Consider the following 22,738-nt stretch of genomic DNA (forward strand, 5'->3'; position numbering starts at 1 on the left):
CCCCCCACTTCCATGCCCTGGTCCGGGTGCTCACGCTCAGATCCGGGCCCTGATCCGGGAGTTGGGTTTTGTACAAGCTGCTGTTCGATCTCGTCTTCAAGAAGCTGGACCCGGAGAAGGCCCACCACCTCGCCTTCTTCTGGATCCGGCTGGCCTCCTCGGTGCCCGGCCTGCGCACGCTGGTGCGGCTGGTGCTCGCCCCGCGCGACCGGGCGCTGCGCACCAGCGCCCTCGGCCTCGACCTGCCCGGCCCGTTCGGCCTGGCCGCGGGCTTCGACAAGAACGGCGTCGGCATCGACGGCCTGGCGATGCTCGGCTTCGACTACGTCGAGATCGGCACCATCACGGGCGAGCCCCAGCCGGGCAACCCGGCGCCCCGGCTGTTCCGCCTGGTCGAGGACCGCGCGCTGATCAACCGGATGGGCTTCAACAACCAGGGCTCGGCCCGGGTCGCCGCGCGCCTCGCCGCCCGCCCGCACACCAGCTCCACCCCGGTGATCGGCGTCAACATCGGCAAGACCAAGGTGGTCGAGGAGGCGGACGCGGTCGCCGACTACGTCAAGTCCACCGAGCGGCTGGCCAAGTACGCCGACTACCTGGTCGTCAACGTCAGCTCGCCGAACACCCCCGGGCTGCGCAACCTGCAGGCCGTGGACCACCTGCGTCCGCTGCTGGCCGCCGTCCGCGAGGCCGCCGACCGCACCACCGCGCACCGGGTCCCGCTGCTGGTCAAGATCGCCCCCGACCTGGCCGACGAGGACGTCGACGCGGTCGCCGACCTCGCCCTGGAGCTGGGCCTGGACGGCATCATCGCCACCAACACCACGATCGGCCGCGACGGCCTGCTCGCCGACCCCGCCCGGGTCGAGGAGATCGGCATGGGCGGCCTGTCCGGCGCCCCGCTCAAGGCCCGCGCCCTGGAGGTGCTGCAGCGCCTGCGCGCCCGCACCGAGGGCCGGCTGACGCTGGTCTCGGTCGGCGGCGTGGAGACCGCCGAGGACGCCTGGCAGCGGATCATCCACGGCGCGGACCTCGTGCAGGGCTACAGCGCCTTCATCTACGAGGGCCCGTTCTGGTGCCGCCGGATCCACAGGGGCCTCTCCGCCCGGGTCCGGGCCGCGGGCTTCCGCAACCTGGCCGCGGCCGTCGGCAGCGCCGTCGGTGGCACCAGGGCCGCCTCCTGAACCTCCCATCCCACGACCCTTCGGAAAGGACGACATGACCCTCGCCCCGTTCGGCGCCCGGCTGCGCCAGGCCCTCGACACCCGCGGCCAGCTCTGCGTCGGCATCGACCCGCACGCCTCCCTGCTCGCCGCCTGGGGGCTCGGCGACGACCTCGCCGGCCTGGAGACCTTCAGCCGCACCGTCGTCGAGGCGCTGGCCGACCGGGTGGCCGTGCTCAAGCCGCAGGCCGCCTTCTTCGAGCGCTTCGGCAGCAAGGGCGTCGCGGTGCTGGAGAAGTCCGTCGAGGAGGCCCGGGCGGCCGGTGCGCTGGTCCTGATGGACGCCAAGCGCGGCGACATCGGCTCCACCATGGCCGCCTACGCCGAGGCCTTCCTGTCGCCCGGCAGCCCGCTGTTCTCGGACGCCCTCACGGTCAGCCCGTACCTGGGCTTCGGCTCGCTGCGCCCGGCCCTCGACCTGGCCCGCGCGCAGGGCTGCGGCGTGTTCGCGCTGGCGCTCACCTCCAACCCGGAGGGCGGCGAGGTGCAGCGCGCGGTCGGCCCGGACGGCGAATCGGTCGCGGCGGCGGTGCTGCGGCAGCTGGCGGCGGAGAACGCCGATGCCGAGCCGCTGGGCTCCTTCGGTGCGGTCGTCGGCGCGACGCTGGCCGACGCGGGCGTGGAACTGGCCGTCAACGGCCCGCTGCTGGCCCCCGGGATCGGCGCCCAGGGCGCGACCATGGCCGACCTGCCGCGGGTGTTCGGCGCCTCGGTGATCAACGTGGTGCCGAGCGTGAGCCGCGACGTGCTCAAGCACGGCCCCTCGGTGGCGGCCCTGCGCTCGGCGGCCGAGCGGTTCGCCGGCGAGTACGCGGACGCGGTGAAGTAGCGGCGATCGCGGGCGTGAACGCGTAGCGGGGCGATGACCCTGCGCAGTGTGCGCAGCCCGGTGCGGCCTCACCGAGACTCACCGGAGTTGACGTGAGCGCCGTCACATCGGCGGTGTCAAAGTCTCGCAATCGCGGTCATTTTGCCCTGGAAAGTCCTGGTCGGCCTTGGCTGACCAGGACTTTTCGTGTTCTTTTCCTGACGCGGCGCCGCAATCCGGGTAGTGTCCGGCGATAGGTCATCGGCGAGCCGCGAATCTCGTAGCTCCCGCAGGTCAAGGGCCCTGTGGTTCTCCTTGCGGACGGTGTCCTGGGAACCAAACCAGTCATAGCTCAATCCCTTCCTTCCACACCCTGAGGTGAACGGCGTGGCTCTTCCGCCCCTTACCCCTGAACAGCGCACCGCCGCGCTCGCCAAGGCCGCCGAGGCTCGCCGGGAGCGCGCCGAGGTCAAGAACCGGCTCAAGCACTCCGGCGCCTCCCTGCACGAGGTGATCAAGGCCGGAAAGGCCGACAACGACGTCATCGGCAAGATGAAGGTCTCCGCCCTGCTGGAGTCCCTTCCGGGCGTCGGCAAGGTCCGTGCCAAGCAGATCATGGAGCGCCTCGGCATCAGCGAGAGCCGGCGCGTCCGCGGCCTCGGTACGAACCAGATCGCCTCCCTGGAGCGGGAGTTCGGCGGCGGTGCCGCCTGACCGTGCCCCGTGGTCCCGGGATCGTCCGCGATCCGGGATAATCGGTGCATGAGTGAGCGTCCGCGGCTGACCGTGCTCTCCGGCCCTTCGGGGGTCGGCAAGAGCACGGTCGTCGCTCATATGAGGAAGCAGCACCCCGAGGTCTGGCTCTCGGTGTCGGCGACGACCCGCCACCCGAGGCCGGGCGAGCAGAACGGGGTCCAGTACCACTTCGTCGACAACGACGAGTTCGACAAGCTGATCGCCAACGGCGAGTTGCTGGAGTGGGCCGTCTTCGCCGGCAACCGCTACGGCACCCCGCGCTCGGCGGTGCTGGAGAAGCTGGACCGTGGCGAGCCCGTCCTGCTGGAGATCGACCTGCAGGGCGCCCGCCAGGTGCGCGAGTCGATGCCCGAGGCGCAGCTGGTCTTCCTGGCTCCGCCGAGCTGGGACGAGCTGGTCCGCCGGCTGACCGGCCGGGGCACCGAGCCGCAGGACGTGATCGAGAAGCGGCTGGAGGCGGCCAAGGTCGAGCTCGCGGCCGAGACCGAGTTCGACACGACCCTTGTCAACACCTCGGTCGAGCAGGTAGCGGCCGAACTGCTAGCCTTGCTCGGTGTAGCCTGACCTGTCTGTCTTTTCCACCCTTTCGGAAGGTTTTCGCGTGTCCTCTTCCATGACCGCGCCCGAGGGCATCATCAACCCGCCGATCGATGAGCTGCTCGAGGCCACCGACTCCAAGTACAGCCTCGTGATCTACGCCGCCAAGCGCGCGCGCCAGATCAACGCGTACTACTCCCAGCTCGGTGAGGGTCTGCTGGAGTACGTCGGCCCGCTGGTCGACACCCACGTGCACGAGAAGCCGCTGTCGATCGCGCTGCGCGAGATCAACGCCGGCATGCTGACCGCCGAGGCGATCGAGGCCGCCTGAGGCGGTGCGCTGAGATTTCCCGTGGAAGGGCCTGGTGGAATCGTTTCCGCCGGGCCCTTCGGCGTACCCGGGGGCTGTGGGCGCGACCACGGTGCGCGCGACGGCTGAGGGGCCGTAGGGTGTGCACGTCCCAGACGTGGAGGAGAGCGGGAGTATGAGCGCGACTTCGGACCGGAGCGGGGTCGACGCGCCGCGCGTCGCCCTCGGCGTCAGCGGCGGCATCGCCGCCTACAAGGCCTGCGAGCTGCTCCGCCGGTTCACCGAGTCCGGCCACCAGGTCACCGTGGTGCCCACCGCCGCCGCGCTGCACTTCGTCGGCGAGGCCACCTGGGCCGCGCTCTCCGGCCGCCCGGCCGCCACCGAGACCTGGGAGCGCGTGCACGAGGTGCCGCACGTGCGGATCGGCCAGCAGGCCGACCTGGTCGTGGTCGCCCCCGCCACCGCCGACCTGATCGCCAAGGCCGCCCACGGCCTCGCCGACGACCTGCTCACCAACACCCTGCTCACCGCCCGCTGCCCGGTCGTCCTGGCGCCCGCCATGCACACCGAGATGTGGGAGCACCCGGCCACCCGGGACAACGTCGCCACGCTGCGCCGCCGGGGCGTGATCGTGCTGGAGCCGGCCGTCGGGCGGCTCACCGGCAAGGACACCGGCAAGGGGCGGCTGCCCGAGCCGTCCACGATCTTCGACGCCTGTCGGGCCGTGCTGCGCCGGGGCGGGGCCGTGCCGACCGACCTGGCCGGTCGGCACGTGGTGGTCTCGGCCGGCGGCACCCGCGAGCCGCTGGACCCGGTGCGCTTCCTCGGCAACCGTTCCTCCGGCAAGCAGGGCTACGCGCTCGCCGTGACGGCCGCGGCCCGTGGGGCGCGCGTGACGTTGGTCTCGGCCAACGCGGAGCTCGCCGACCCGGCCGGGGTCGACGTGGTGCACGTCTCGACGGCGCTGGAGCTGCGCGAGGCGGCGCTGAAGGCGGCCGAGGACGCGGACGCCGTGGTCATGGCCGCGGCCGTGGCGGACTTCCGGCCCGCCGAGTACGCCACCGGCAAGATCAAGAAGGTCGAGGGGATCGAGCCGGCGCCGGTCGCCCTGGTCCGCAACCCCGACATCCTGGCCGAGCTGTCGGCCCACCGCCCCCGTTCGGGTCAACTCGTCGTGGGTTTCGCGGCGGAGACCGACGACGTGCTCGCCAACGGCCGCGCCAAGCTCGTCCGCAAGGGCTGCGACCTGCTGGTCGTCAACGAGGTGGGCAACGGCAAGGCCTTCGGGACGGACGTCAACGAGGCCGTGGTACTGGGCTCGGACGGCACGGAGACGGCCGTTCCGGTGGGCCCCAAGGAGGCGCTCGCCGACGTGGTCTGGGACTTGGTCGCGAAGCGGCTGGAAACGATCGGTAACTGATCAAGCCCTGCTGGAGAACGGTCGTGATTTCCGGAAGCGGGTGACGCTCGGCGGAAGCAGACCGTTAGACTCCAGGAATCAAGTCTTTCCGGATGTCCCCGGTTCGCCGGGGGCCTTCAGTCAGCAGCCGCTGCAACCCCAGGGAGCGCTGTGTCTCGCCGCCTGTTCACCTCGGAGTCCGTGACCGAGGGTCACCCCGACAAGATCGCTGACCAGATCAGCGACACCATCCTTGACGCTCTCCTGCGAGAGGACCCGACCTCCCGGGTCGCCGTGGAGACGCTCATCACCACCGGCCAGGTGCACGTGGCCGGCGAGGTGACCACCAAGGCGTACGCGCCGATCGCCCAGCTCGTCCGGGACAAGATCCTGGAGATCGGCTACGACAGCTCCAAGAAGGGCTTCGACGGCGCCTCCTGCGGCGTGTCGGTGTCCATCGGCGCGCAGTCGCCCGACATCGCCCAGGGCGTCGACACCGCGTACGAGGCTCGGGTCGAGGGCGACGAGGACGACCTGGACAAGCAGGGTGCCGGCGACCAGGGCCTGATGTTCGGCTACGCGTCCGACGAGACGCCCGAGCTGATGCCGCTGCCGATCACCCTGGCGCACCGCCTCTCCCGGCGCCTGACCGAGGTCCGCAAGAACGGGACCATCCCGTACCTGCGCCCCGACGGCAAGACCCAGGTCACCATCGAGTACGACGGCGACAAGGCCGTCCGCCTCGACACCGTGGTGGTCTCCACCCAGCACGCCAGTGACATCGACCTGGAGTCGCTGCTCACCCCGGACATCCGCGAGTTCGTGGTCGAGCCCGAGCTGAAGGCGCTCGCCGACCAGGGCATCAAGCTGGTCACCGAGGGTTACCGCCTGCTGGTCAACCCGACCGGCCGTTTCGAGATCGGCGGCCCGATGGGCGACGCCGGCCTCACCGGCCGCAAGATCATCATCGACACCTACGGCGGCATGGCCCGCCACGGTGGCGGCGCCTTCTCCGGCAAGGACCCGTCCAAGGTCGACCGCTCGGCCGCGTACGCGATGCGCTGGGTGGCGAAGAACATCGTCGCCGCCGGCCTCGCCCGCCGCGCCGAGGTGCAGGTCGCGTACGCGATCGGCAAGGCCGAGCCGGTCGGCCTCTTCGTGGAGACCTTCGGCACCGAGACCGTTCCGGTGCTGGCCATCCAGAAGGCCGTCACCGACGTCTTCGACCTGCGCCCGGCCGCGATCATCCGCGACCTGGACCTGCTGCGCCCGATCTACTCCCAGACCGCGGCGTACGGCCACTTCGGCCGTGAGCTGCCCGACTTCACCTGGGAGCGCACCGACCGGGTGGAGCAGCTGAAGGCGGCCGTGCAGGACTGACCCCCGCACACGTGCAGGCGGCGCCCGTCCCCGGTGGGGCGGGCGCCGCTCTGTGCGTGGTGTCGGTGTGACCTGGTAGTACTTGGGAGCGATGAGCAGCACAGGGGAGAACGGGGCCGAGCCGGAGCAGCTGGCGTTCATCCGGGACACGGTCAAGCGGGCCAAGCCCCGGACGTGGCGCGGCGCCAAGCGGGCCGAGCACCTGCCGGTGGCCCGGGTCGTGGTGGACAAGGGCGTGCTCACCATCGACAAGTTCTTCGACTACGAGGTGCCGGCCGCGATGGCCGAGGAGGCCCGGCCGGGGGCCCGGGTGCGGGTGCGCTTCGGGGCGCGCGTGGTGAAGGGCCAGCGCGAGGGCGGGGAGCTGCACGACGGGTTCATCGTCGCCAGGCTGGAGAAGAGCGACTTCCCCGGCCCGCTCGCCCCGCTCGCCCAGGTGCTCTCACCCGAGCCCGTGCTCACCCCCCAGCTGCTCCGGCTCTGCCGGACCGTCGCCGACCGCTACGCCGGCACCCTCGCGGACGTCCTCCAGCTGGCCGTACCGCCCCGGCACGCCAAGGCCGAGGCCGAGCCCTCGCCGCCACCGCTCCCGCGCCCGCCGGCCCCCGCTCCCGGCGGCTGGCAGCGCTACCCGGCCGGGCCAGACTTCCTCGCCGCGCTGGCCGGTGGCGGCTCGCCGCGCGCCGTCTGGGCGGCGCTGCCCGGCCCCGGCTGGCCGTACGAGATCGCGCGGGCCGTCGCCGCCACGCTGGCGGGCGGGCGCGGCGCGCTCGTCGTGCTGCCCGAGGGGCGGTCGGTGGCGAGGGTCGACCAGGCGCTGACCGAACTGCTCGGTGCGGGGCTGCACGTCGCCCTGGAGGCCGACCTCGGCCCGCGCGAGCGCTACCGGCACTGGCTGGCGGTGAGTCGCGGTTCGGTGCACGCCGCGATCGGCACCCGCGCCGCCATGTTCGCGCCGGTGCGCGACCTCGGGCTGGTCGTCGTCTGGTCCGACGGCGACAACAGCCACAGCGACCCGCGCGCCCCGCACCCGCACGTGCGCGAGGTCGCGCTGCTGCGCGCCGCCGAGGAGGGCACGGCGGTGCTGCTCGGGGGGCATGCGGTGACGGTGGAGGGCGCGCAACTGGTCAGCACCGGGTGGGCGCGCCCGCTGACCGCCGACCGGGAGACCGTACGACGGGTCGCGCCGAGGGTGCGGACCGTCACCGACCAGGACCAGCACCGCGACGGCGCCGCACAGGCCGCCCGGCTGCCCTCGGTGGCCTGGGAGGCCGCCCGGGAGTCGCTGGCCGCCGGACACCCGGTGCTCATCCAGGTGCCCCGGCGCGGCTACGTGCCCCGGCTGGCCTGCGGGCGCTGCCGGACCCCGGCCCGGTGCCGGCGCTGCGAGGGGCCGCTGGAGGCGCCCTCGGCGGACGCCCTGCTGTGCTGCGGCTGGTGCGGGGAGGCGGAGGCGGACTGGCACTGCCCCGAGTGCGGCTCGTTCCGGCTGCGGGCGCAGGTGGTCGGTGCCCGGCGCACGGCGGAGGAGCTGGGCAAGGCCTTCCCGCGGATCCCGGTGCGGACCTCGGGGCGGGACGCGGTGCTGACCACCGTCCCGGACGAGCCCTCGCTGGTGATCTCCACGCCCGGGGCGGAGCCGGTGGTGGAGGGCGGCTCCGGGTACGGGGCCGCGCTGCTGCTGGACGGCTGGGCGCTGCTCGGCCGGCCGGACCTGCGGGCCGGGGAGGAGACGCTGCGGCTGTGGCTGGCCGCCGCCGCCCTGGTCCGGTCCGCGGAGGAGGGCGGGACGGTGGTCGTGGTCGCCGAGCCCTCGGCGCGCCCGGTGCAGGCGCTGGTCCGCTGGGACCCGCTGGGCCACGCCGGGCTGGAGCGCGACGAGCGGGCGCAGCTGCACTTCCCGCCGGTGTCGCGGATGGCCTCGGTGAGCGGGAGTCCGGCGGCGGTGGCCGACCTGCTGGGGCTGATCCGGCTGCCGGCGGAGGCGGACGTGCTCGGGCCGGTGCCGGCGCCCGCCCTGCGCGGGGAGGAGCAGGAACGGGCGCTGCTGCGGGTGCCGCCCGGGCAGGGGGCGGCGCTGGCGGCGGCGCTCAAGGCGGCGCAGATCGCGCGGATCGCGCTGCGGACGCCGGAGGCGGTGCGGGTACGGATGGATCCGACGGACATCGGGTGAGGTCGGCGGTCGGGTGGAACCGGGGTGGGGTGGGACCGGGGGTCGGGTGACGCCGGTGCGTGCGGCGGGGGCGGGGTGAGTGGGCCACCCCGCCCCGGGGGGCCCGCGACGGTGCTGCGCGGAATCGGCTTCCCTGGTCGGGAGGGCGGTCAGCCGCGCAGCGGGATGCCGGTGCGGTCGACCGGGGTGCGCTCGGAGGTGCCGCGCTCCAGGGTGTTGCGGTCGACCGCGCCGCGCTCCAGGCTGGTGCGTTCGAGGGCGTTGCGCTCCAGGCTGGTGCGGTCCAGGCCGCCCTGGCGGGCCGGCGGGACGGTCGCCGCCAGGCCGCCGGACGGCGCGGCGGGCAGCTCCTCGGAGCGGTCCGGGCGGCTCGGGCCCGGGACGGCGCCGCTGGCGGCGAGGAGTTCGCTGGTCGGGCGGCGCATCCCGTACCGGCGGTGCACCGCCTGCTTGGTGACCCCGAGGGCCGAGCCCACCGAGTCCCAGGAGAAGCCCAGCGCCCGGTCGAACTCGACCGCCGCCGCCACCAGGGTCTCCACGCTCTCCCGCAGCTCCTGCGCCAGGCGCACGGTCGGCGCGGGCGCCCGCCCGTACACCACGAAGCCGGCCGAGGTACTGGGGCGGCGCGGTCGGTAGACGTTGCCCAACTGGGCGGTGAGCGTCCGCAGCGCGTCGACCTGCCGCCTCACCCGCTCGATGTCCCGCACCAGCAGGTGAAGGCTCGCCCGCGCCCGGGCGTCGTGGTTGATCTGCTCGGCCATGGCCTACGTGCCACCTTCCGTACGGTTCAGCTCGGCCGGGGCGCGGTGTCCCGTGCGCCCGGCCCCGGTCAATCTCACTTGACCAACGCCGAAGCGGGGGCCGGGGTAACGCCGCTCGGCAGACTCGGGATTTGCCGGCAGCCGGTGCCGGGCGTGGGGGAGGGGCTTTTCGCCCGGGTGAGGGCATGGGTGAGGGCATGGTCGGTGGCCTCGGTGCGTTGCATAGACTTGCGGGGAAACCAGTAGCCGCCCGCAGCCCCGCACCTTCGACGGACAGGAGCCCGTACCCCGTGGCGATCCAGCCGATCCGGCTCTTCGGAGACCCCGTCCTGCGGTCCACCGCCCGGCCGGTGACCACGTTCGACAAGGAACTGCGCACCCTGGTCCGGGACCTCACCGACACCATGCTCGACGCCCCCGGCGCCGGCCTGGCCGCGCCTCAACTCGGCATCTCGCTGCGGGTGTTCACCTACCACGTGGACGGCGTCACCGGGCACCTGATCAACCCGGACCTGTCGCTGACCGAGGAGGAGCAGGAAGGCCCCGAGGGCTGCCTCTCGCTGCCCGGCCTGCGCTACGACACGAAGCGCGCCTACGGCGTGGTCGCCAAGGGATTCAACATGTACGGGGACCCGGTCACCCTGGAGGGCACCCAGCTGCTCGCCCGCTGCATCCAGCACGAGACCGACCACCTCGACGGCATCATCTTCATCGACCGGCTCGACCGCGAGCAGCGCAAGGCCGCGCTCAAGGCGATCCGCGACACCGACTGGGGCGGCGCGCCCGCGCCGGTCGTCAAGGTCTCGCCGCACAGCACCTTCGGCGCCGCACGCTGACTCTCCCGCTCCCCGACATCCCTCCACCGAAAGGCACTTGATGCGCCTCGTGTTCGCCGGCACCCCCGAGGTCGCCGTTCCCGCCCTGGACGCCCTGCTCGCCTCCGACCGGCACGAGGTCGTCGCGGTGGTCACCCGCCCCGACGCCCCGGCCGGGCGCGGGCGCAAGCTGGTCGCCAGCCCCGTCGCCCAGCGCGCCGAGGAGGCCGGGATCGAGGTCCTCAAGCCGGCGAAGCCCAGCGACCCGGATTTCGTCGCCCGGCTCACCGAACTCGCCCCCGACTGCTGCCCGGTGGTCGCCTACGGCGCGCTGCTGCGCCCCGGCACCCTGGAGATCCCCAAGCACGGCTGGGTGAACCTGCACTTCTCGCTGCTGCCCGCCTGGCGCGGCGCGGCCCCGGTCCAGCACGCGGTGCTGGCCGGCGACGAGGTCACCGGCGCGGCCACCTTCCTGATCGAGCAGGGCCTGGACTCCGGCCCGGTCTACGGCGTGATCACCGAGGAGGTCCGCCCGACCGACACCAGCGGCGAACTGCTCACCCGCCTCTCGGTGTCCGGCGCGCGGCTGCTCGCGGCCACCATGGACGGCATCGAGGACGGCTCCCTGCACGCCGTCCCGCAGCCGGCCGAGGGCGTCACGCTCGCGCCGAAGATCACCGTCGAGGACGCGCGGATCGAGTGGAGCCACCCCGCGCTGCGGATCGACCGCGTGGTGCGCGGCTGCGCCCCGGCTCCGGGCGCGTGGACCGAGTTCCGCGGCGAGCGGCTGAAGATCACCGGGCCCGTGAAGCTGCTGGCCGGGGAGGCCGCACTGGCGCCCGGGGAACTGGCCGTGGTCGGGAAGAACAGCGTGCGGGTCGGCACGGGCAGCCACGAGATCGAACTCGGGGAGGTCCGCCCGCAGGGGAAGAAGGAGATGCGGGCGGCCGACTGGGCGCGCGGGGCGCGGCTGGAGACCGGGGAGCGCTTCGGCTCCACAGGCTGAGACCCGGGGTTGGCGTTACTGTTCGTTTGCATCGTTACTGTTCGTCTGCACTGTTCGTCTGATAACCACCGCAGCACCTTGAGGCACCTGTGACCACCCCCAGCGCCAAGCGCGCCCCCCGCCCGCACCGCCGTCCGAAGAAGGACCCGGCCCGGATCGTCGCGTTCCGGGCGCTGCGCGCCGTCGACGAGCGCGACGCGTACGCCAACCTGATCCTGCCGTCGCTGCTCCGCGAGGCCGAGCAGAAGGGCATGGACCGGCGCGACGCCGCCCTCGCCACCGAACTGGTCTACGGCACCCTGCGCCTGCAGGGCACCTACGACGCGATCATCGCGGCCTGCATCGACCGACCGCTCAGCAAGGTCGACCCGCCGGTGCTGGACGTGCTCTCGCTCGGCGCCCACCAGCTGCTCACCACCCGCATCCCCAGTCACGCGGCCGTCTCGGCGACCGTCGAGCTGGCCCGGGTGGTGCTCGGCGACGGCAAGGCCAAGTTCGTCAACGCCGTCCTGCGCCGGATCAGCGCGCACGACCTGGACGGCTGGATCGAACAGGTCGCCCCGCCGTACGAGAAGGACGCCGAGGACCACCTCGCCGTCGTCCACTCGCACCCGCGCTGGGTCGTCTCCGCGCTCTGGGACTCGCTCGGCCGCTGGCAGCCCGACGCCTCCGGGCGCAGCGCCGTCGAGGACCTGCTGCGCGCCGACAACGCGCGGCCCGAGGTGACCCTCGTCGCGCGCCCCGGCCGGGTCACCGTCGGCGAACTGGCCGACGCGCTGCCCGAGGCCGAGTCCGGCCGGTGGTCCCCGTTCGCGCTGCGGCTCGCCGAAGGCGGCGACCCGGGCTCGCTGGAAGCGGTGCGGGACAACCGGGCGGGCGTGCAGGACGAGGGCAGCCAGCTGGTCGCCCTCGCCCTGGCCGCCGCGCCGCTGGACGGCCCGGACCGGCTCTGGCTGGACGGCTGCGCCGGCCCCGGCGGCAAGGCCGCGCTGCTCGGTGCGCTGGCCGCCGGGCGCGGCGCGGCGCTGGTCGCGAGCGAGAAGCAGCCGCACCGCGCTCGGCTGGTGGCCCGGGCGCTGGAGGGCAACCCCGGCCCGTACACGGTGATCGCCGCCGACGGCACCCGCCCGGCCTGGCGCTCCGGGGGCTTCGACCGGGTGCTGGTCGACGTGCCGTGCTCCGGCCTGGGCGCGCTGCGTCGCCGTCCGGAGGCGCGCTGGCGCCGCCGCCCGGCCGACGTCGCGGCCTTCGGCCCGCTCCAGCGGGACCTGCTGCGGTCGGCGATCGAGGCCACCCGGGTCGGCGGGGTGGTCGGGTACGCGACCTGCTCGCCGCACCTCGCGGAGACCCGGGCCGTGGTGGACGACGTGCTGCGGGCCGAGGGTGGCCGGGTCGAGTGGATCGACGCGCGCCCGCTGCTGCCCGGAGTCCCGGCGCTCGGGGACGGGCCGGACGTGCAGCTCTGGCCGCACCTGCACGGGACGGACGCGATGTACCTGGCGCTGCTGCGGCGGACGGCCTGACCTTCGTGCCGTCGGCCTTGCATCTCCCGTAGGGGGAGACGCCAGGGTGGTGGGCATGAACGGCGATACGCACTCCTGTGATCCGCTCGGCTCGGAACTGCTCGGCTCGGAACTGCTCGGCTCGGAACCGCTCGGGTCCGAACCGCTCGGGTCCGAACCGCTCTACACGATCGGTGAGCTGGCGCGGCGGAGCGGGCTGACGGTCAAGACCGTCCGGTTCTACTCGGACCAGGGGATCGTGTCGCCGGCCGACCGCAACCCGGCCGGCCACCGGCGGTACGGCGTCGACGCGGTCGCGCGCCTGGAGCTGGTACGTACCCTGCGCGAGCTCGGGCTCGGGCTGCCCGCCATCCGGCAGGTGGTGGACCGCGAGCTCGCGCTGCCCGCCGTCGCGGCGGCGCACGCCGAGGCGCTGGACGTCCAGATCCGGGTGCTGCGGCTGCGGCGGGCGGTGCTGGGGACGGTGGCCAGGCGCGGGTCGACACCCGAGGAGCTGACTCTCGTGCACCAGCTGGCCCGCCTGTCGGAGGACGAACGGTACCGCCTGATCGGGGAGTTCCTGGCCGGGGCGTTCGGCGGTCTGCGGGCCGACGGGCGGTTCGCCGCCGTCGTGCGCTCGCTGACGCCGGAGCCGACGGACGACCTGGAACCGGAACAGGTCGAGGCGTGGGTGGAGTTGGCGGAGCTGGCGGCCGACGACGGGTTCCGCGGCCTGCTGCGGCAGCTGGCGGAGGACGAGGCTGCGGAGGCCGGCGCGGACTGGCCGTGCCCCGGACTCGCGTCAGCCGTACGGGAGTCGGCCGGTCCGGCGGTCGCGGCGGGGACGGCTCCGGAGTCGGCCGGGGCGGCCGGGGTGGCGGGTGCGCTGATGGCGCGCTACGCGGGCATGGCGGGTGTCGACGGGGACGCCGCGCTGGTGCGCGAGCGGTTGCTGGAACGGTTGACGGCGATGGCGGATCCACGGCGGGAGCGGTACCTGGCGCTGCTGGCGGTGGTCAACGGGTGGTCGGCGCCGGAGAGTTCGGCGGCGGTGCTGGACTGGGCGGTGCGGGCGGTGCGGGCGGTGCCCGTGGTGGGGGGCGCGGGCTCCGCCGGGTGAGGGGGTTCTCAGGGCTGCGGGGGTGTGGCGCCGGGGAGGTTGGTGAGGAAGGCGTGGGCCTGGGCGCGGAGTCGGTCGACCGGCGGGTCCTCGCAGACCACCTCCAGGCCGAGTCCGGTGGCCTGACCCCGGTGGTAGTAGGACTGGTAGGCGAGGTAGGGGCGGTGGCCGTCGGTGGGGTCGAGCCCGACGGCGAACGTCGCGAAGTGGGTGCGCTCGTTCTCGGTGCGCTCGAACTCCGTCCGGGAGAGCCGCCATTCGAACTCGTACGGCTCGGGATCGGCGGGCAGGTCCAGCAGGGCCTGGGCGAGCCGGCGGACGTCCTCGGGCCCGGCGAACGGGAGCGATTCGGACCAGCGGGGTGCGGCGGCGAGCAGTTCCCAGCGGCCGCCGTTGCGGCTGACGGTCAGTGCCCACTCGCCGTCCTGGTCCTGCCAGCGGCAGCTGAGGATCGGATCCATGGTGGTCAACCTCCCTGTGGTGCTTGGCCGTTCGGCTCCCTTCATCGTGGCACACCGGGCTGCCGAAGGGGGCCGGGCCCGGCCTGGCGCCAAGCCGGGTGGAGCGGCCGGTGGCCGAGCACGGTGACGTCGTGCTCGGGGAGCGGCTCGCGGGCCTCGGGGGAGGTGAGGGACTCGTGGTCGGCTCGGTCGGGCCGGGCCGCAGCGGCGTCGATGCCGGGCGGTGGCGGCGTGGCCGGCGGCGCCGCGTGGTCAGTCGGAGGTCGGGGCGGGGTGCCAGGGCCGGTCGGCGCGGGTCGGGCGGGCGGTGGCGGTGAGGCGCAGGGCGTACACCTCGCGGTCGGTGGCCGGGTGCGGGACCGGGCCGAGGTAGTCGTGACCGGTCAGGTGGCACCAGGCGGGCAGGTCGAGCGGGGCGGCGGGGTCGGTGGTGTGGATGTGCACCACCGCGCCGGCCGGGAGGTCGGCGATCCGGGCGCGCAGGCGCAGCAACAGCTGGACGCAGAGCAGGCCGGTGCCGTCGACGGTCAGGTCGGGGGCGGCCTCGGGGGAGGTGGTCTCGGGGGAGGTGCTCATGGGTGCTGCCCTTCGCGGTGGTGCGGCGGTGCGGTGGTGCGGGCCTCAGCCTAGGCCGTGGGCCGGGGCCGGGGGCTGGGAGGGGGCGGGAACACCGGATGGTGGGCGCGACGGCGTTCGGTAGCTAGGCGCTTGCTGCCGGCCCGTCGGCCGCGGCCTGCGGCCGGCCGGGCCGCTGGTCGGGGGCCGTGCCGCCGAGGCGGGTGAGCAGGGCCCCGAGGCGGCCGAGGTCGTCGGTGCCCCACTGGTCGGCGGCGAAGAGGTCGTCGGCTACCTGCCGGGCCGTGTACAGCATCTCGGCGAGCCGTTCGCGGCCGGTCGGCGTCAGGGTCGCATAGGCGACCCTGGCGTCGCGGGCCGCCGCCTCGCGGTTCACCAGGCCGATCCGTTCCAGGGGTGCCAGCCCACGGGTCACGCCGGAGGCGGTGAGGCCGAGTGCCTCGGCGAGGTCGACCCGGCGCATCCGGCCGCCGGGGGCGTGGCCGAGGTGGAGCAACAGGGTGAAGTCGGACAGGCTCACGCCGTGCAGGCCGCTGAGGCTCGCGTCGAACCGCTTGACCACGGCCGTCTGGGCGCGGACCAGCCGTAGGGCGGTGTCCAGCGGGTCCGGGCGGGGTGGGGCGGCGCGCGGGTCGGAGTGGTGTGCGTCGGGCTTCGGGGCGGGCTGCGGGGATGTCATTGCTACCTCCTTGACTACTCAAGCATATCCGTGCGGCGAGCCGTCAAGGAGGTAGCGGAGGGGGAGGGGGCTAGCCGGCGTTGGCGGCGCGGCGCTGCCGCTTGCCGAGCGGCGCCTGCGAGAGGTCCTCGGCCTGGGAGCGCAGGTTCTTGTAGCCGTAGCCGCGCTCGGCCAGCCAGCCACGCGCCGCCTGCTCGGCCCGCTCGGCGGCCGTCAGGATGTCCTCCTCCGCCTCGCCCGAGTCGAGGAAGCGGAAGGTGAAGGCGGCGCGCGCGGTGAGGTCGTAGCTGAGGTGGCCCTCGGGGGTGAAGGCCGCGCGCAGCACGTCGTGCTCGGCTGCGCGGGCGAGGAGTTCGGCGTGCTGTTCGGCGCTGAGGCCGTCGAAGACGCCGCGCACCATGATGCGGAAGGTTCGAGTGGTCATCCCCCGACGATAGGCAGGACGGGGCATCGACCGCCAACCCGATTTCGGGCGGCGCGGCGCGGTGCCGCGCGGACCGCGGCGGTGGCCGGGGTCCGATGGTGAAGGCCTCGATGGCGGCGGCGATGCCGGGAAGGCCACTCCGCGCGGGGGCCCGAAGGGGTCCCCGCGCGTGAGGTGACGGGCCCGCCGGCTACGGGCGGGTGGTCGGGAGGCGGGTGCAGACGGCGCCGGCCGCCAGGGCGGCGGGTTCGGCGTCGAGGGTGGCGAGGGTGAAGGCGGTGGTGAGCGCGCTGATGTCGCCCGCCTGCCGGATGAGGTAGTGGTTGGCGCCGGGCGCTTCGTAGCGGGCGAGGTCGGGGACGACCGCGCGGGCCCGGAGCGCGTATTCGAGGGACTGGGTGGCGCTGGCGGCGCTGCGGTCGCCGGTGCCGTGGACGATCAGGACGCGCCGCCCGGCGAGGTGGTCGACCGCGTCGCCGCTGGGCAGCCAGGGGGCGATGCCGGCGACGCCGACGACGTTCGGGTGCCCGGCGCACCAGAACGCGGCGCGCCCGCCGAGCGAGTTGCCGATCAGGACGACGGGCACGGGGCCGTAGCGGCGGGCGAGTTCGTCGAGGGCCCAGCGGGTGTCGACGGCGGTGTCGGCGTCGGCGCCGTTCCAGCCGCTGTAGCGGTAGCGCAGCAGGTGCACGGCGACGCCGTGCGGGCGGCCGCGGGCGGTGAGTTCGGCGGCGAGGTCGCGCAGGCCCAGTTCGGCGACCTTCACCGGGCCGCGCCGGCTGCGCAGGAATCCGCCGGGCAGGAGCAGGGCGACGCCCTTGACCTGGTCCGCCCCGCCGTCGCCGGTCCACGGGGTCAGTTGTGCGGTGCGCGGCCGCTGCGCTTGGAACACGCGAAATCCCTCCCTGGGTGCCTACCTGCGGATTCTACGGTTCCGGGGGAGGTTCGCGGTGCGCGAGCAGGGACCACGGGATCCAGCCGGTGACGCGGGTGCGGGCGACCATGACCTTGGCCCAGCGGGCTCCGAGTGGCGAGGTCCAGGTGACGACGACCTCGACGACGTCGCCGGACCGGGCGAGCGCGGTCGGGCGAGCGGCGGTGCGAGCCGGCGGACGGCAGGGGCGGCAACAGCCCTTGGTGGCACAGGAGTTGGGGTCAGGAGCGGCGGCGGCCCGGCTCGTCGCTCTCGGTGGCGCCCCGGTTCCGGCCGGAGAGCAGGTCCTGCATGCTCGGGAGCTTCCGGCGCTGCGAGCCGGCCGTCGAGCCCGTGGTCGGGCCGGTGATCGAGCCCGTCGGGGTGCCGGTGGGCGTGCCGCCGGGCGGGGCGATCTGGCGCCGGGTCTCGGGGGCCGGGCCGAGGCCGGCCTTGGCGGCCGCGTCGGCGAGGAAGTCCGAGGCCTGACGGCGGGCGTTGTCCACCGTGCGGCGCAGACTCTCGGCGTCGCTGCGCAGCTTGTCGGTCTGGCGGCGCAGCAGGTCGGTGCGCTGCTCGGCCTCGGAGAGCTGCCGGAGGCTGGCGGCGGCCCGGGCGGCGGCCTCCCGTTCGATCTCCTCGCCGCGCTGCTGGGCCTCGGCGACGATCTGCTGCGCCCGGGCTTCGGCGTGGGCCCGCCGGTCGGCGAGGTCCTGTTCGAGCTGGCGGCGCCGCTGGGCGATGCTGGTCTCGAACTGCAGCGCGACCTGGGCGGCCTGGTCGCGGGTGCGCTGGAACAGCGCGTCCGCCTCCTGGCGGCGCGCGAGTACGTACGGGTCCTCCTCGGCGGCCGGAACGTCCCGGACGGTGGCGTGGTAGCCGGCCGGGGGCCGCTCGGTCTGCTCGGCGAGGTGGAGCAGACGGTCCGCGACCTGGTCGGCGTGCGGCGGGCGCCGGTTCGGGTCCTTGGCGAGCAGTTCGAGGACGAGGGCGTCGACCTCGGCGGGCAGGCCGGGTCGCAGGGTGCCGGGGGCCGCCGGGTGGACCTCGCCGTGCTGGCGGATGAGTTCGTAGAGGCTGCCGCGGAAGGGGGTGCGGCCAGTGAGGAGTTCGTACAGGAGGCAGCCGAAGGCGTAGAGGTCGGAGCGGGCGTCGAGGCCGCCGCTGTCGAAGCGTTCGGGGGCCATGTAGGCGGGGGTGCCGACGATGACGTTGGTGCTGGTGATGCCGTCGTCGGCGGTGCCGATCCGGGCGATGCCGAAGTCGACGACCTTGACCGCGCCGGAGGACTGGATCATCACGTTGGCCGGTTTGACGTCCCGGTGGACGACGCCGGCCCGGTGGGCGGTGGCGAGGGCCTGGGAGATCTGGACGGCCCAGGTGAGGGCCTGGCGCAGCGGCAGCGGCCCGTCGCCGAGGTGGTGGTTGAGCGGGGCGCCGTCGAGCAGTTCCATGACCAGGAAGTACAGCGGTCGGCCGGCCTCGTCGTGCTGGCCGAAGTCGTGCACGGTGACGATGGACGGGTGGTTGAGCGCGCCCGCGGTGGCCACCTCGCGGACGAACCGGGCGGCGTCCTTGGGGGTGTTGTTGCCGCTCGGGAGCATCACCTTGACGGCGACGAGCCGTTGGATCCGCGCGTCGCGGGCCTTCCAGACCGCGCCGAACGCGCCCTCGCCGATCTGCTCGACCAGCTCGTACCGTCCGTCGAGTATGTCGCCCGGCTGCATCCCCGCCCCTTTCGCGCCCCGGGTGCCGCGCCCCGGCCCCGGTTCAACCTACCCTCCGCGCCGGGCGGTCGGTCACCTGCTCCATCGGGGCTGACCGGTGTGGTGGAGCGGGACGTCGGGCGTGCCGACTTCCCGCTCCACCGGGGCCCGGGGCCAGGGCCGGGGCTACGCGGGCGGTTGGGCGGCGTCCCAGCGGGCGCGGTGGTCGAGGATGGCGTCGTGGTGCTGGAGCGACCAGTCGGCGAGGGTGCGCACCAGGTGGGCGAGGCTGCGCCCGAGGTCGGTCAGCTCGTAGTCGACCCGGGGCGGGACGGTCGGGTGGACGGTCCGCGAGACCATGCCGTCGCGCTCCAGACGGCGGACGGTGAGGGTCAGCATCCGCTGCGAGATGCCGCCCGGCAGGGCCCGTTGCAGCTCGCGGAACCTCCTGACCCCGCGGCTCAGCTCGACCACCACCTGCACCGACCACTTGTCGCCGAGCCGGTCCAGCACGTCGCGGATGCCGCAGTCCTCCCCGCTCTCCGCGAGGTCGAACAGCGCCGTCGTGGTTACCCCGGTGTGCCCGAGTGACATGAAACTGCCTCCTTACCCGATCCGGGTCGATTGTCGAGGATGGACACCGCCCCCCTCGTGAACAGCAAAGGAGCGTCAGATGATCCTCGTCACCGGTGTGTCCGGAGTCCTCGGCGGCCTGGTCCACCGCCGGCTTGCCGACGCCGGCCTGCCCGTGCTGGCCGGCTCGCGGACCCCGCAGGACGGCGGGCGGCGGGTCGACTTCGACGAACCCGCAGGCCTGGCCGGGGCGTTCGCCGGGGTCGAGGTGCTGGTGCTGGTCTCGGCCGGCTACGCGGAGGACGACGTGGTCACCGCCCGGCACGGTGCCGTGGTCGAGGCGGCGGTCCGGGCGGGCGTGCGACATGTGGTCTACACCAGCCTGGCCGTCTCGGGTGAGCGGATGACCATCGCCCCGCCGCACCGCTGGACGGAACGGGCCCTGGCGGCGTCCCCGCTCGGCTGGACCGTCCTGCGCAACGGCCTGTACGCGGAGCTCGCCGGGGGCCTGGCCGCGGCCGGCGCCGAACGCGCCGCGGCGGAGGGCGTGTTCCGGCTGCCGTGGGGAGGCGGGACGCTTCCGGTGGTCGCCCGCGAGGACCTGGCCGACGTCGCGGCGACGGTTGCCCGCGAGGTGCGGGAGGCGCTCGCCGCCGGCCGGCCCGTCCCGCACCTCGGGCGGACGTACGAGCTGGAGGGGGACGCCGTGGTCGGGGGCGCGGAGCTGGCGGGCGCGCTGGCGCGGGCGCTGGGCCGGGAGGTCCGGTACGAGCCGTCGCCGTTGGGGGAGGTCTGGGACGCCCTCCGGGAGGGTGCGGCGCCGTACCAGGTCGGGCACGCCGTCTCGCTGCACTCGAACGTCGCCTCGGGCTTCGCGGTGGCGGGCCCGTCCGACCTGCCCGGGCTGCTGGCGGCCGAGCCGCGTCCGGCGCGGGAGCTGGTCGAGGCGGTGGTACGGGAGTCGGTGCGGCGGGAGGCCGTGGCGGGCTGACGGCGGCCCTAGCGGGGCTGGTCCGGGCGGTCGGGTGACCGCCTGTCGACCGGACCCGCCGCCGGGGCGGGGGCGCGCGGGCCGACGTACGCGGGCCGGCTGCCCGTCCCCGCGACGCGGGCGTAGCCCGGGGCCTCAGGCGTCGCCGGTTCCTCCGGTTCCTCCAGCGCCTCCGGCATCGGGAGGGTGAGGACGTCGTCGGCCAGCGGGAGGAACGCCGGGTCGTGGGTGATCAGGACCGTGGTGCGGCCGGCCATCAGGCGGCGCAGCGGGGGGATGAGCTGCCGGACGGTGCGCGGGTCCAGCCCGGTGGTGGGTTCGTCCAGGACGAGGACCGGGGTGTCGCGCAGGAAGGCGCGGGCGATGGCGACGCGCTGGCTCTGCCCGCCGGAGAGCTGGAAGCCGTCGGCTCCGATGACGGTGCCGTAGCCGTCCGGCAGTGCGGTGATGAAGTCGTGGGCGCCCGCGCTCCGGGCGGCGCGTTCGATGTCGTCCTGGGGGGCGTCGGGCCTGCCGTAGGCGATGTTGTCCCGGATGGTCGCGTGGAAGAGCGGTGCCTGCTGGGGCAGGAGGGTGATCGCCCGGCGCAGCGAGGCGATGGTCAGCTCCCGGATGTCGTCGCCGTCGAGGCGGACGGTGCCGCCCTGGGGGTCCAGGAAGCGGACCAGGAGCTTGCCGAGCGTGGACTTGCCGCTGCCGCTGGGGCCGATGACGGCCAGGACCTTGCCGGGGCTGACGTCGAAGCTGACGTCGGACAGCACCGGGGCGTCGTGGCTGCCGGGGTAGACGGCGCTGACGCCGTCGAAGGAGACCCGGCCACGGACGGCGTCGGTGTCGCGGGCGGTGGGGCTCTCGTGGACCGGGCTGGTCAGGTCGTGGAGTTCCAGGACGCGTTCGCCCGAGGCGCAGGCGGCGCCGGCGAGCGGGATGATCGCGGCGAGCTGCTGGACCGGTTCGAACAGCTGGGCCATGAAGGCCGCGAAGGCGAGCAGACCGCCCAGGGTCAGTCCGCCGTGGATGACCTCCAGTGCGCCGACGCCCACCACGACCAGTCCGGCGAGCATCTGCAGGACGTTGAGGAGCGGCTGGTAGAGGTCCGCCATCCGGGCGGAGGCGAGTTCGGCGTCGAGCAGGGCCTTGCCCTCCCGGTGCACCCGTGCGACGTCGCGGGCCTCCTGGCCGCAGGTGCGGGTGACGACCGCGTTGCGCAGCGACTCCTCCAGCAGGGCCGTGACGCCGCCGGCGCGGCGCTGGACCTGTCTCTCCCGGGTGCGGATGCGCCGCCCGAAGAAGCTGGTGGTGACGATGAACAGCGGCGCGGCGAGGAGCGCGGCCAGGGTGAGGGGCCAGCTCAGGTAGAAGGCCGCGCCGGCGAACAGCACCAGGCTGACCGCGGCCACCGCGCCCTCGACGAGACCGGTCGCGATCATCTGTTCGATCGTCGCGATGTCGGCGGTCATCCGGGCGACCAGGTCACCGCGCCAGCGGGTCTCCAGCGTGTCGGGCGGCAGGCTGTGCAGGTGGGCGAGGGTCCCGGTACGGAGCCGCAGCATGAACCGCTCGGCGGTCCTGGTGCCGGTGTAGGTGCCCGCGAAGATGAGCAGCGCCGCCACCACGGCCGCGCCGAGCATGGTGCCGGCGAGCGGCCAGAAGTCGGCGAAGCGCCGCGGGACGAGGACGTTGTCGATCAGGTCCTTGAACAGCCAGACCGAGACCACCTCGCCGAAGGCGCCGAGGACGAGCAGGGTCGCGCTCAGTGGCAGCCAGCGCGCGTCCGGGCGGACCCAGGGCCAGAACCGCCGGAACAGCTGACGCAGCGTGATGGCGGGCGAGTCGGCCACCGGCCCCTGGTAGGGAGCCTGGTCGGCGGCCCGACCCTGCTGTGCGGGCTGCTCCGCAGCCTGGCCGGTCGGGCCCCCCAAGGGCGTCGCACCGTGCATGGAGGTACCCCGATCAGGATCAAGGGGCCGGCGGTTTTCACCGCCGACCCCACAGATGGTGTTATGCCGGACTGCTCAGGGCAGTCCACACCGTCTTGGCTGTCACCTCTTGACTGTCACCACCAGCCGTAACGACGGCGGCGGTTGCGACCACCACCACGACGGCGGCGATCGCGGTCGCGTCCGTAGCCACGGTCTCTGCGGTTGAAGTAACTCATGACGGCCTTCTTTCGTCGCATTGGCTCACCGCGTAACCGCGATCCGCGCCCAGTGCGCTGATCGGAGGGTTTGCGGCACAGACTGCCGTTGCCGTGGGACAGCCCGAACGACAGGCCAGTCGCGGACCGTTGCCGCGATCCCGTCCCACTCCTCCAGTATCCGCACACCTGCGCCGCGCGCAGCTCAGGAGCCGGAGCGCTCATCCACGCCGGGTGCGGCTCCGGGGTCGGATCCGTGAACGGACCTGGGCGGCCGCAGGGCCGCGGGGCGGGTCCGGGCACCCGGAGCGCGAGGGCTCGGAGCCCTTCCCTGGTGGGCCGTACATGCCTGCACTACAGGTGAGTTGACGATCAGTCAGGATGTGCGCGAGCAGGCGCCGACGGTGGGTGCGGAGGGTGGCCCGGTCCGGGGTGCCGAGGGGGTCCGGCGGGTTTTCCGTTGTCTTTGTTCAGGATGAAGCGAGGCT

The 22,738-nt window shown here is 74.1% G+C and carries 22 protein-coding genes; 13 read left to right on the plus strand and 9 right to left on the minus strand.

The window, feature by feature from the left end; all coding sequences use genetic code 11:
* Positions 1-68 precede the first annotated feature (68 nt).
* The 8 genes from ACIO5E_RS13375 (at position 69) to ACIO5E_RS13410 (ending at position 8,586) form a co-directional block, all read left to right on the plus strand.
* Positions 69-1,184: a quinone-dependent dihydroorotate dehydrogenase gene (locus ACIO5E_RS13375; protein WP_400666820.1), complete on the plus strand. Its 1,116-nt coding sequence runs from the start codon at positions 69-71 to the stop codon at positions 1,182-1,184.
* A 34-nt stretch (positions 1,185-1,218) separates the two neighbouring features.
* The gene (gene pyrF, locus ACIO5E_RS13380) at positions 1,219-2,052 is read left to right on the plus strand and encodes an orotidine-5'-phosphate decarboxylase (RefSeq protein WP_400666822.1); all 834 of its coding nucleotides are present in this window, start codon (positions 1,219-1,221) and stop codon (positions 2,050-2,052) included.
* 366 nt (positions 2,053-2,418) lie between these two features.
* The gene (mihF, locus tag ACIO5E_RS13385) at positions 2,419-2,745 is read left to right on the plus strand and encodes an integration host factor, actinobacterial type (RefSeq protein WP_030056187.1); all 327 of its coding nucleotides are present in this window, start codon (positions 2,419-2,421) and stop codon (positions 2,743-2,745) included.
* Positions 2,746-2,793: 48 nt separating this feature from the next.
* On the plus strand, positions 2,794-3,351 hold the full coding sequence (gene gmk, locus ACIO5E_RS13390) for a guanylate kinase (protein WP_280682845.1): 558 nt from the start codon (positions 2,794-2,796) through the stop codon (positions 3,349-3,351).
* Positions 3,352-3,388: 37 nt separating this feature from the next.
* Positions 3,389-3,655 (plus strand): DNA-directed RNA polymerase subunit omega, encoded by a 267-nt coding sequence (gene rpoZ, locus ACIO5E_RS13395; protein WP_030240625.1) that lies wholly within the window; start codon positions 3,389-3,391, stop codon positions 3,653-3,655.
* Between the two features lie 154 nt (positions 3,656-3,809).
* On the plus strand, positions 3,810-5,054 hold the full coding sequence (gene coaBC, locus ACIO5E_RS13400; RefSeq protein WP_400666825.1) for a bifunctional phosphopantothenoylcysteine decarboxylase/phosphopantothenate--cysteine ligase CoaBC: 1,245 nt from the start codon (positions 3,810-3,812) through the stop codon (positions 5,052-5,054).
* A gap of 150 nt (positions 5,055-5,204) precedes the next feature.
* Positions 5,205-6,413, plus strand: coding sequence for a methionine adenosyltransferase (metK, locus tag ACIO5E_RS13405; RefSeq protein WP_400666828.1), 1,209 nt, complete (start codon positions 5,205-5,207; stop codon positions 6,411-6,413).
* A 91-nt stretch (positions 6,414-6,504) separates the two neighbouring features.
* A complete protein-coding gene (locus tag ACIO5E_RS13410; protein WP_400666830.1) occupies positions 6,505-8,586 on the plus strand; it encodes a primosomal protein N' in 2,082 nt (693 codons plus the stop codon).
* Between the two features lie 149 nt (positions 8,587-8,735).
* Here the strand turns inward: ACIO5E_RS13410 and ACIO5E_RS13415 are convergent, their stop codons facing one another.
* Entirely contained in the window at positions 8,736-9,347 is a 612-nt protein-coding gene (locus ACIO5E_RS13415) for a hypothetical protein (RefSeq protein ID WP_400666832.1), read from the minus strand.
* Positions 9,348-9,637: 290 nt separating this feature from the next.
* Between ACIO5E_RS13415 and def the strand changes: the two genes are divergently transcribed.
* The 4 genes from def (at position 9,638) to ACIO5E_RS13435 (ending at position 13,790) form a co-directional block, all read left to right on the plus strand.
* Positions 9,638-10,183: a peptide deformylase gene (gene def, locus ACIO5E_RS13420; RefSeq protein ID WP_280682833.1), complete on the plus strand. Its 546-nt coding sequence runs from the start codon at positions 9,638-9,640 to the stop codon at positions 10,181-10,183.
* A 40-nt stretch (positions 10,184-10,223) separates the two neighbouring features.
* Positions 10,224-11,168 (plus strand): methionyl-tRNA formyltransferase, encoded by a 945-nt coding sequence (fmt, locus tag ACIO5E_RS13425; protein ID WP_400666835.1) that lies wholly within the window; start codon positions 10,224-10,226, stop codon positions 11,166-11,168.
* Between the two features lie 89 nt (positions 11,169-11,257).
* Positions 11,258-12,691, plus strand: coding sequence for an RsmB/NOP family class I SAM-dependent RNA methyltransferase (locus ACIO5E_RS13430; protein WP_400666837.1), 1,434 nt, complete (start codon positions 11,258-11,260; stop codon positions 12,689-12,691).
* A 55-nt stretch (positions 12,692-12,746) separates the two neighbouring features.
* Complete coding sequence (locus tag ACIO5E_RS13435; RefSeq protein ID WP_400666839.1) at positions 12,747-13,790, plus strand: MerR family transcriptional regulator; 1,044 nt, start codon at positions 12,747-12,749, stop codon at positions 13,788-13,790.
* Positions 13,791-13,798: 8 nt separating this feature from the next.
* On the opposite strand, the gene ACIO5E_RS13440 is transcribed toward ACIO5E_RS13435, so the two are convergent.
* The 7 genes from ACIO5E_RS13440 to ACIO5E_RS13470 form a co-directional block, all read right to left on the minus strand.
* A complete protein-coding gene (locus ACIO5E_RS13440) occupies positions 13,799-14,251 on the minus strand; it encodes a hypothetical protein (RefSeq protein WP_400666841.1) in 453 nt (150 codons plus the stop codon).
* Between the two features lie 252 nt (positions 14,252-14,503).
* A complete protein-coding gene (locus tag ACIO5E_RS13445; protein WP_400666843.1) occupies positions 14,504-14,827 on the minus strand; it encodes a sulfurtransferase TusA family protein in 324 nt (107 codons plus the stop codon).
* A gap of 124 nt (positions 14,828-14,951) precedes the next feature.
* A complete protein-coding gene (locus tag ACIO5E_RS13450) occupies positions 14,952-15,506 on the minus strand; it encodes a MarR family winged helix-turn-helix transcriptional regulator (protein ID WP_400666845.1) in 555 nt (184 codons plus the stop codon).
* 70 nt (positions 15,507-15,576) lie between these two features.
* Entirely contained in the window at positions 15,577-15,930 is a 354-nt protein-coding gene (locus tag ACIO5E_RS13455; RefSeq protein ID WP_400666847.1) for a DUF6204 family protein, read from the minus strand.
* Between the two features lie 190 nt (positions 15,931-16,120).
* Positions 16,121-16,822 (minus strand): alpha/beta hydrolase, encoded by a 702-nt coding sequence (locus tag ACIO5E_RS13460; RefSeq protein WP_400666849.1) that lies wholly within the window; start codon positions 16,820-16,822, stop codon positions 16,121-16,123.
* A 263-nt stretch (positions 16,823-17,085) separates the two neighbouring features.
* Entirely contained in the window at positions 17,086-18,570 is a 1,485-nt protein-coding gene (locus ACIO5E_RS13465) for a protein kinase (RefSeq protein WP_400666851.1), read from the minus strand.
* A 165-nt stretch (positions 18,571-18,735) separates the two neighbouring features.
* Positions 18,736-19,143, minus strand: coding sequence for a winged helix-turn-helix transcriptional regulator (locus ACIO5E_RS13470; protein WP_400666853.1), 408 nt, complete (start codon positions 19,141-19,143; stop codon positions 18,736-18,738).
* Positions 19,144-19,222: 79 nt separating this feature from the next.
* On the opposite strand from ACIO5E_RS13470, the gene ACIO5E_RS13475 reads away from it, so the two are divergent.
* The gene (locus tag ACIO5E_RS13475) at positions 19,223-20,113 is read left to right on the plus strand and encodes an NmrA family NAD(P)-binding protein (RefSeq protein ID WP_400666855.1); all 891 of its coding nucleotides are present in this window, start codon (positions 19,223-19,225) and stop codon (positions 20,111-20,113) included.
* A gap of 8 nt (positions 20,114-20,121) precedes the next feature.
* Here the strand turns inward: ACIO5E_RS13475 and ACIO5E_RS13480 are convergent, their stop codons facing one another.
* Positions 20,122-22,035 (minus strand): ABC transporter ATP-binding protein, encoded by a 1,914-nt coding sequence (locus tag ACIO5E_RS13480; RefSeq protein ID WP_400666858.1) that lies wholly within the window; start codon positions 22,033-22,035, stop codon positions 20,122-20,124.
* Positions 22,036-22,738 lie beyond the last annotated feature (703 nt).

Origin of the sequence: Kitasatospora sp. NPDC087314 (assembly GCF_044744365.1) — a bacterium.
In the GTDB taxonomy this organism is placed as follows: domain Bacteria; phylum Actinomycetota; class Actinomycetes; order Streptomycetales; family Streptomycetaceae; genus Kitasatospora.

What these genes read in the sequence shown, in the direction of transcription:
- fmt (WP_400666835.1), top strand. Translation starts at nt 10,224, where the DNA reads ATGCGCCTCGTGTTCGCCGGCACCCCCGAGGTCGCCGTTCCCGCCCTG.
- gmk (WP_280682845.1), top strand. Translation starts at nt 2,794, where the DNA reads ATGAGTGAGCGTCCGCGGCTGACCGTGCTCTCCGGCCCTTCGGGGGTC.
- ACIO5E_RS13455 (WP_400666847.1), bottom strand. Translation starts at nt 15,930, where the DNA reads ATGACCACTCGAACCTTCCGCATCATGGTGCGCGGCGTCTTCGACGGC.
- ACIO5E_RS13440 (WP_400666841.1), bottom strand. Translation starts at nt 14,251, where the DNA reads ATGGATCCGATCCTCAGCTGCCGCTGGCAGGACCAGGACGGCGAGTGG.
- ACIO5E_RS13475 (WP_400666855.1), top strand. Translation starts at nt 19,223, where the DNA reads ATGATCCTCGTCACCGGTGTGTCCGGAGTCCTCGGCGGCCTGGTCCAC.
- ACIO5E_RS13445 (WP_400666843.1), bottom strand. Translation starts at nt 14,827, where the DNA reads ATGAGCACCTCCCCCGAGACCACCTCCCCCGAGGCCGCCCCCGACCTG.
- ACIO5E_RS13410 (WP_400666830.1), top strand. Translation starts at nt 6,505, where the DNA reads ATGAGCAGCACAGGGGAGAACGGGGCCGAGCCGGAGCAGCTGGCGTTC.
- coaBC (WP_400666825.1), top strand. Translation starts at nt 3,810, where the DNA reads ATGAGCGCGACTTCGGACCGGAGCGGGGTCGACGCGCCGCGCGTCGCC.
- pyrF (WP_400666822.1), top strand. Translation starts at nt 1,219, where the DNA reads ATGACCCTCGCCCCGTTCGGCGCCCGGCTGCGCCAGGCCCTCGACACC.
- ACIO5E_RS13470 (WP_400666853.1), bottom strand. Translation starts at nt 19,143, where the DNA reads ATGTCACTCGGGCACACCGGGGTAACCACGACGGCGCTGTTCGACCTC.
- ACIO5E_RS13450 (WP_400666845.1), bottom strand. Translation starts at nt 15,506, where the DNA reads ATGACATCCCCGCAGCCCGCCCCGAAGCCCGACGCACACCACTCCGAC.
- ACIO5E_RS13465 (WP_400666851.1), bottom strand. Translation starts at nt 18,570, where the DNA reads ATGCAGCCGGGCGACATACTCGACGGACGGTACGAGCTGGTCGAGCAG.
- ACIO5E_RS13435 (WP_400666839.1), top strand. Translation starts at nt 12,747, where the DNA reads ATGAACGGCGATACGCACTCCTGTGATCCGCTCGGCTCGGAACTGCTC.
- ACIO5E_RS13415 (WP_400666832.1), bottom strand. Translation starts at nt 9,347, where the DNA reads ATGGCCGAGCAGATCAACCACGACGCCCGGGCGCGGGCGAGCCTTCAC.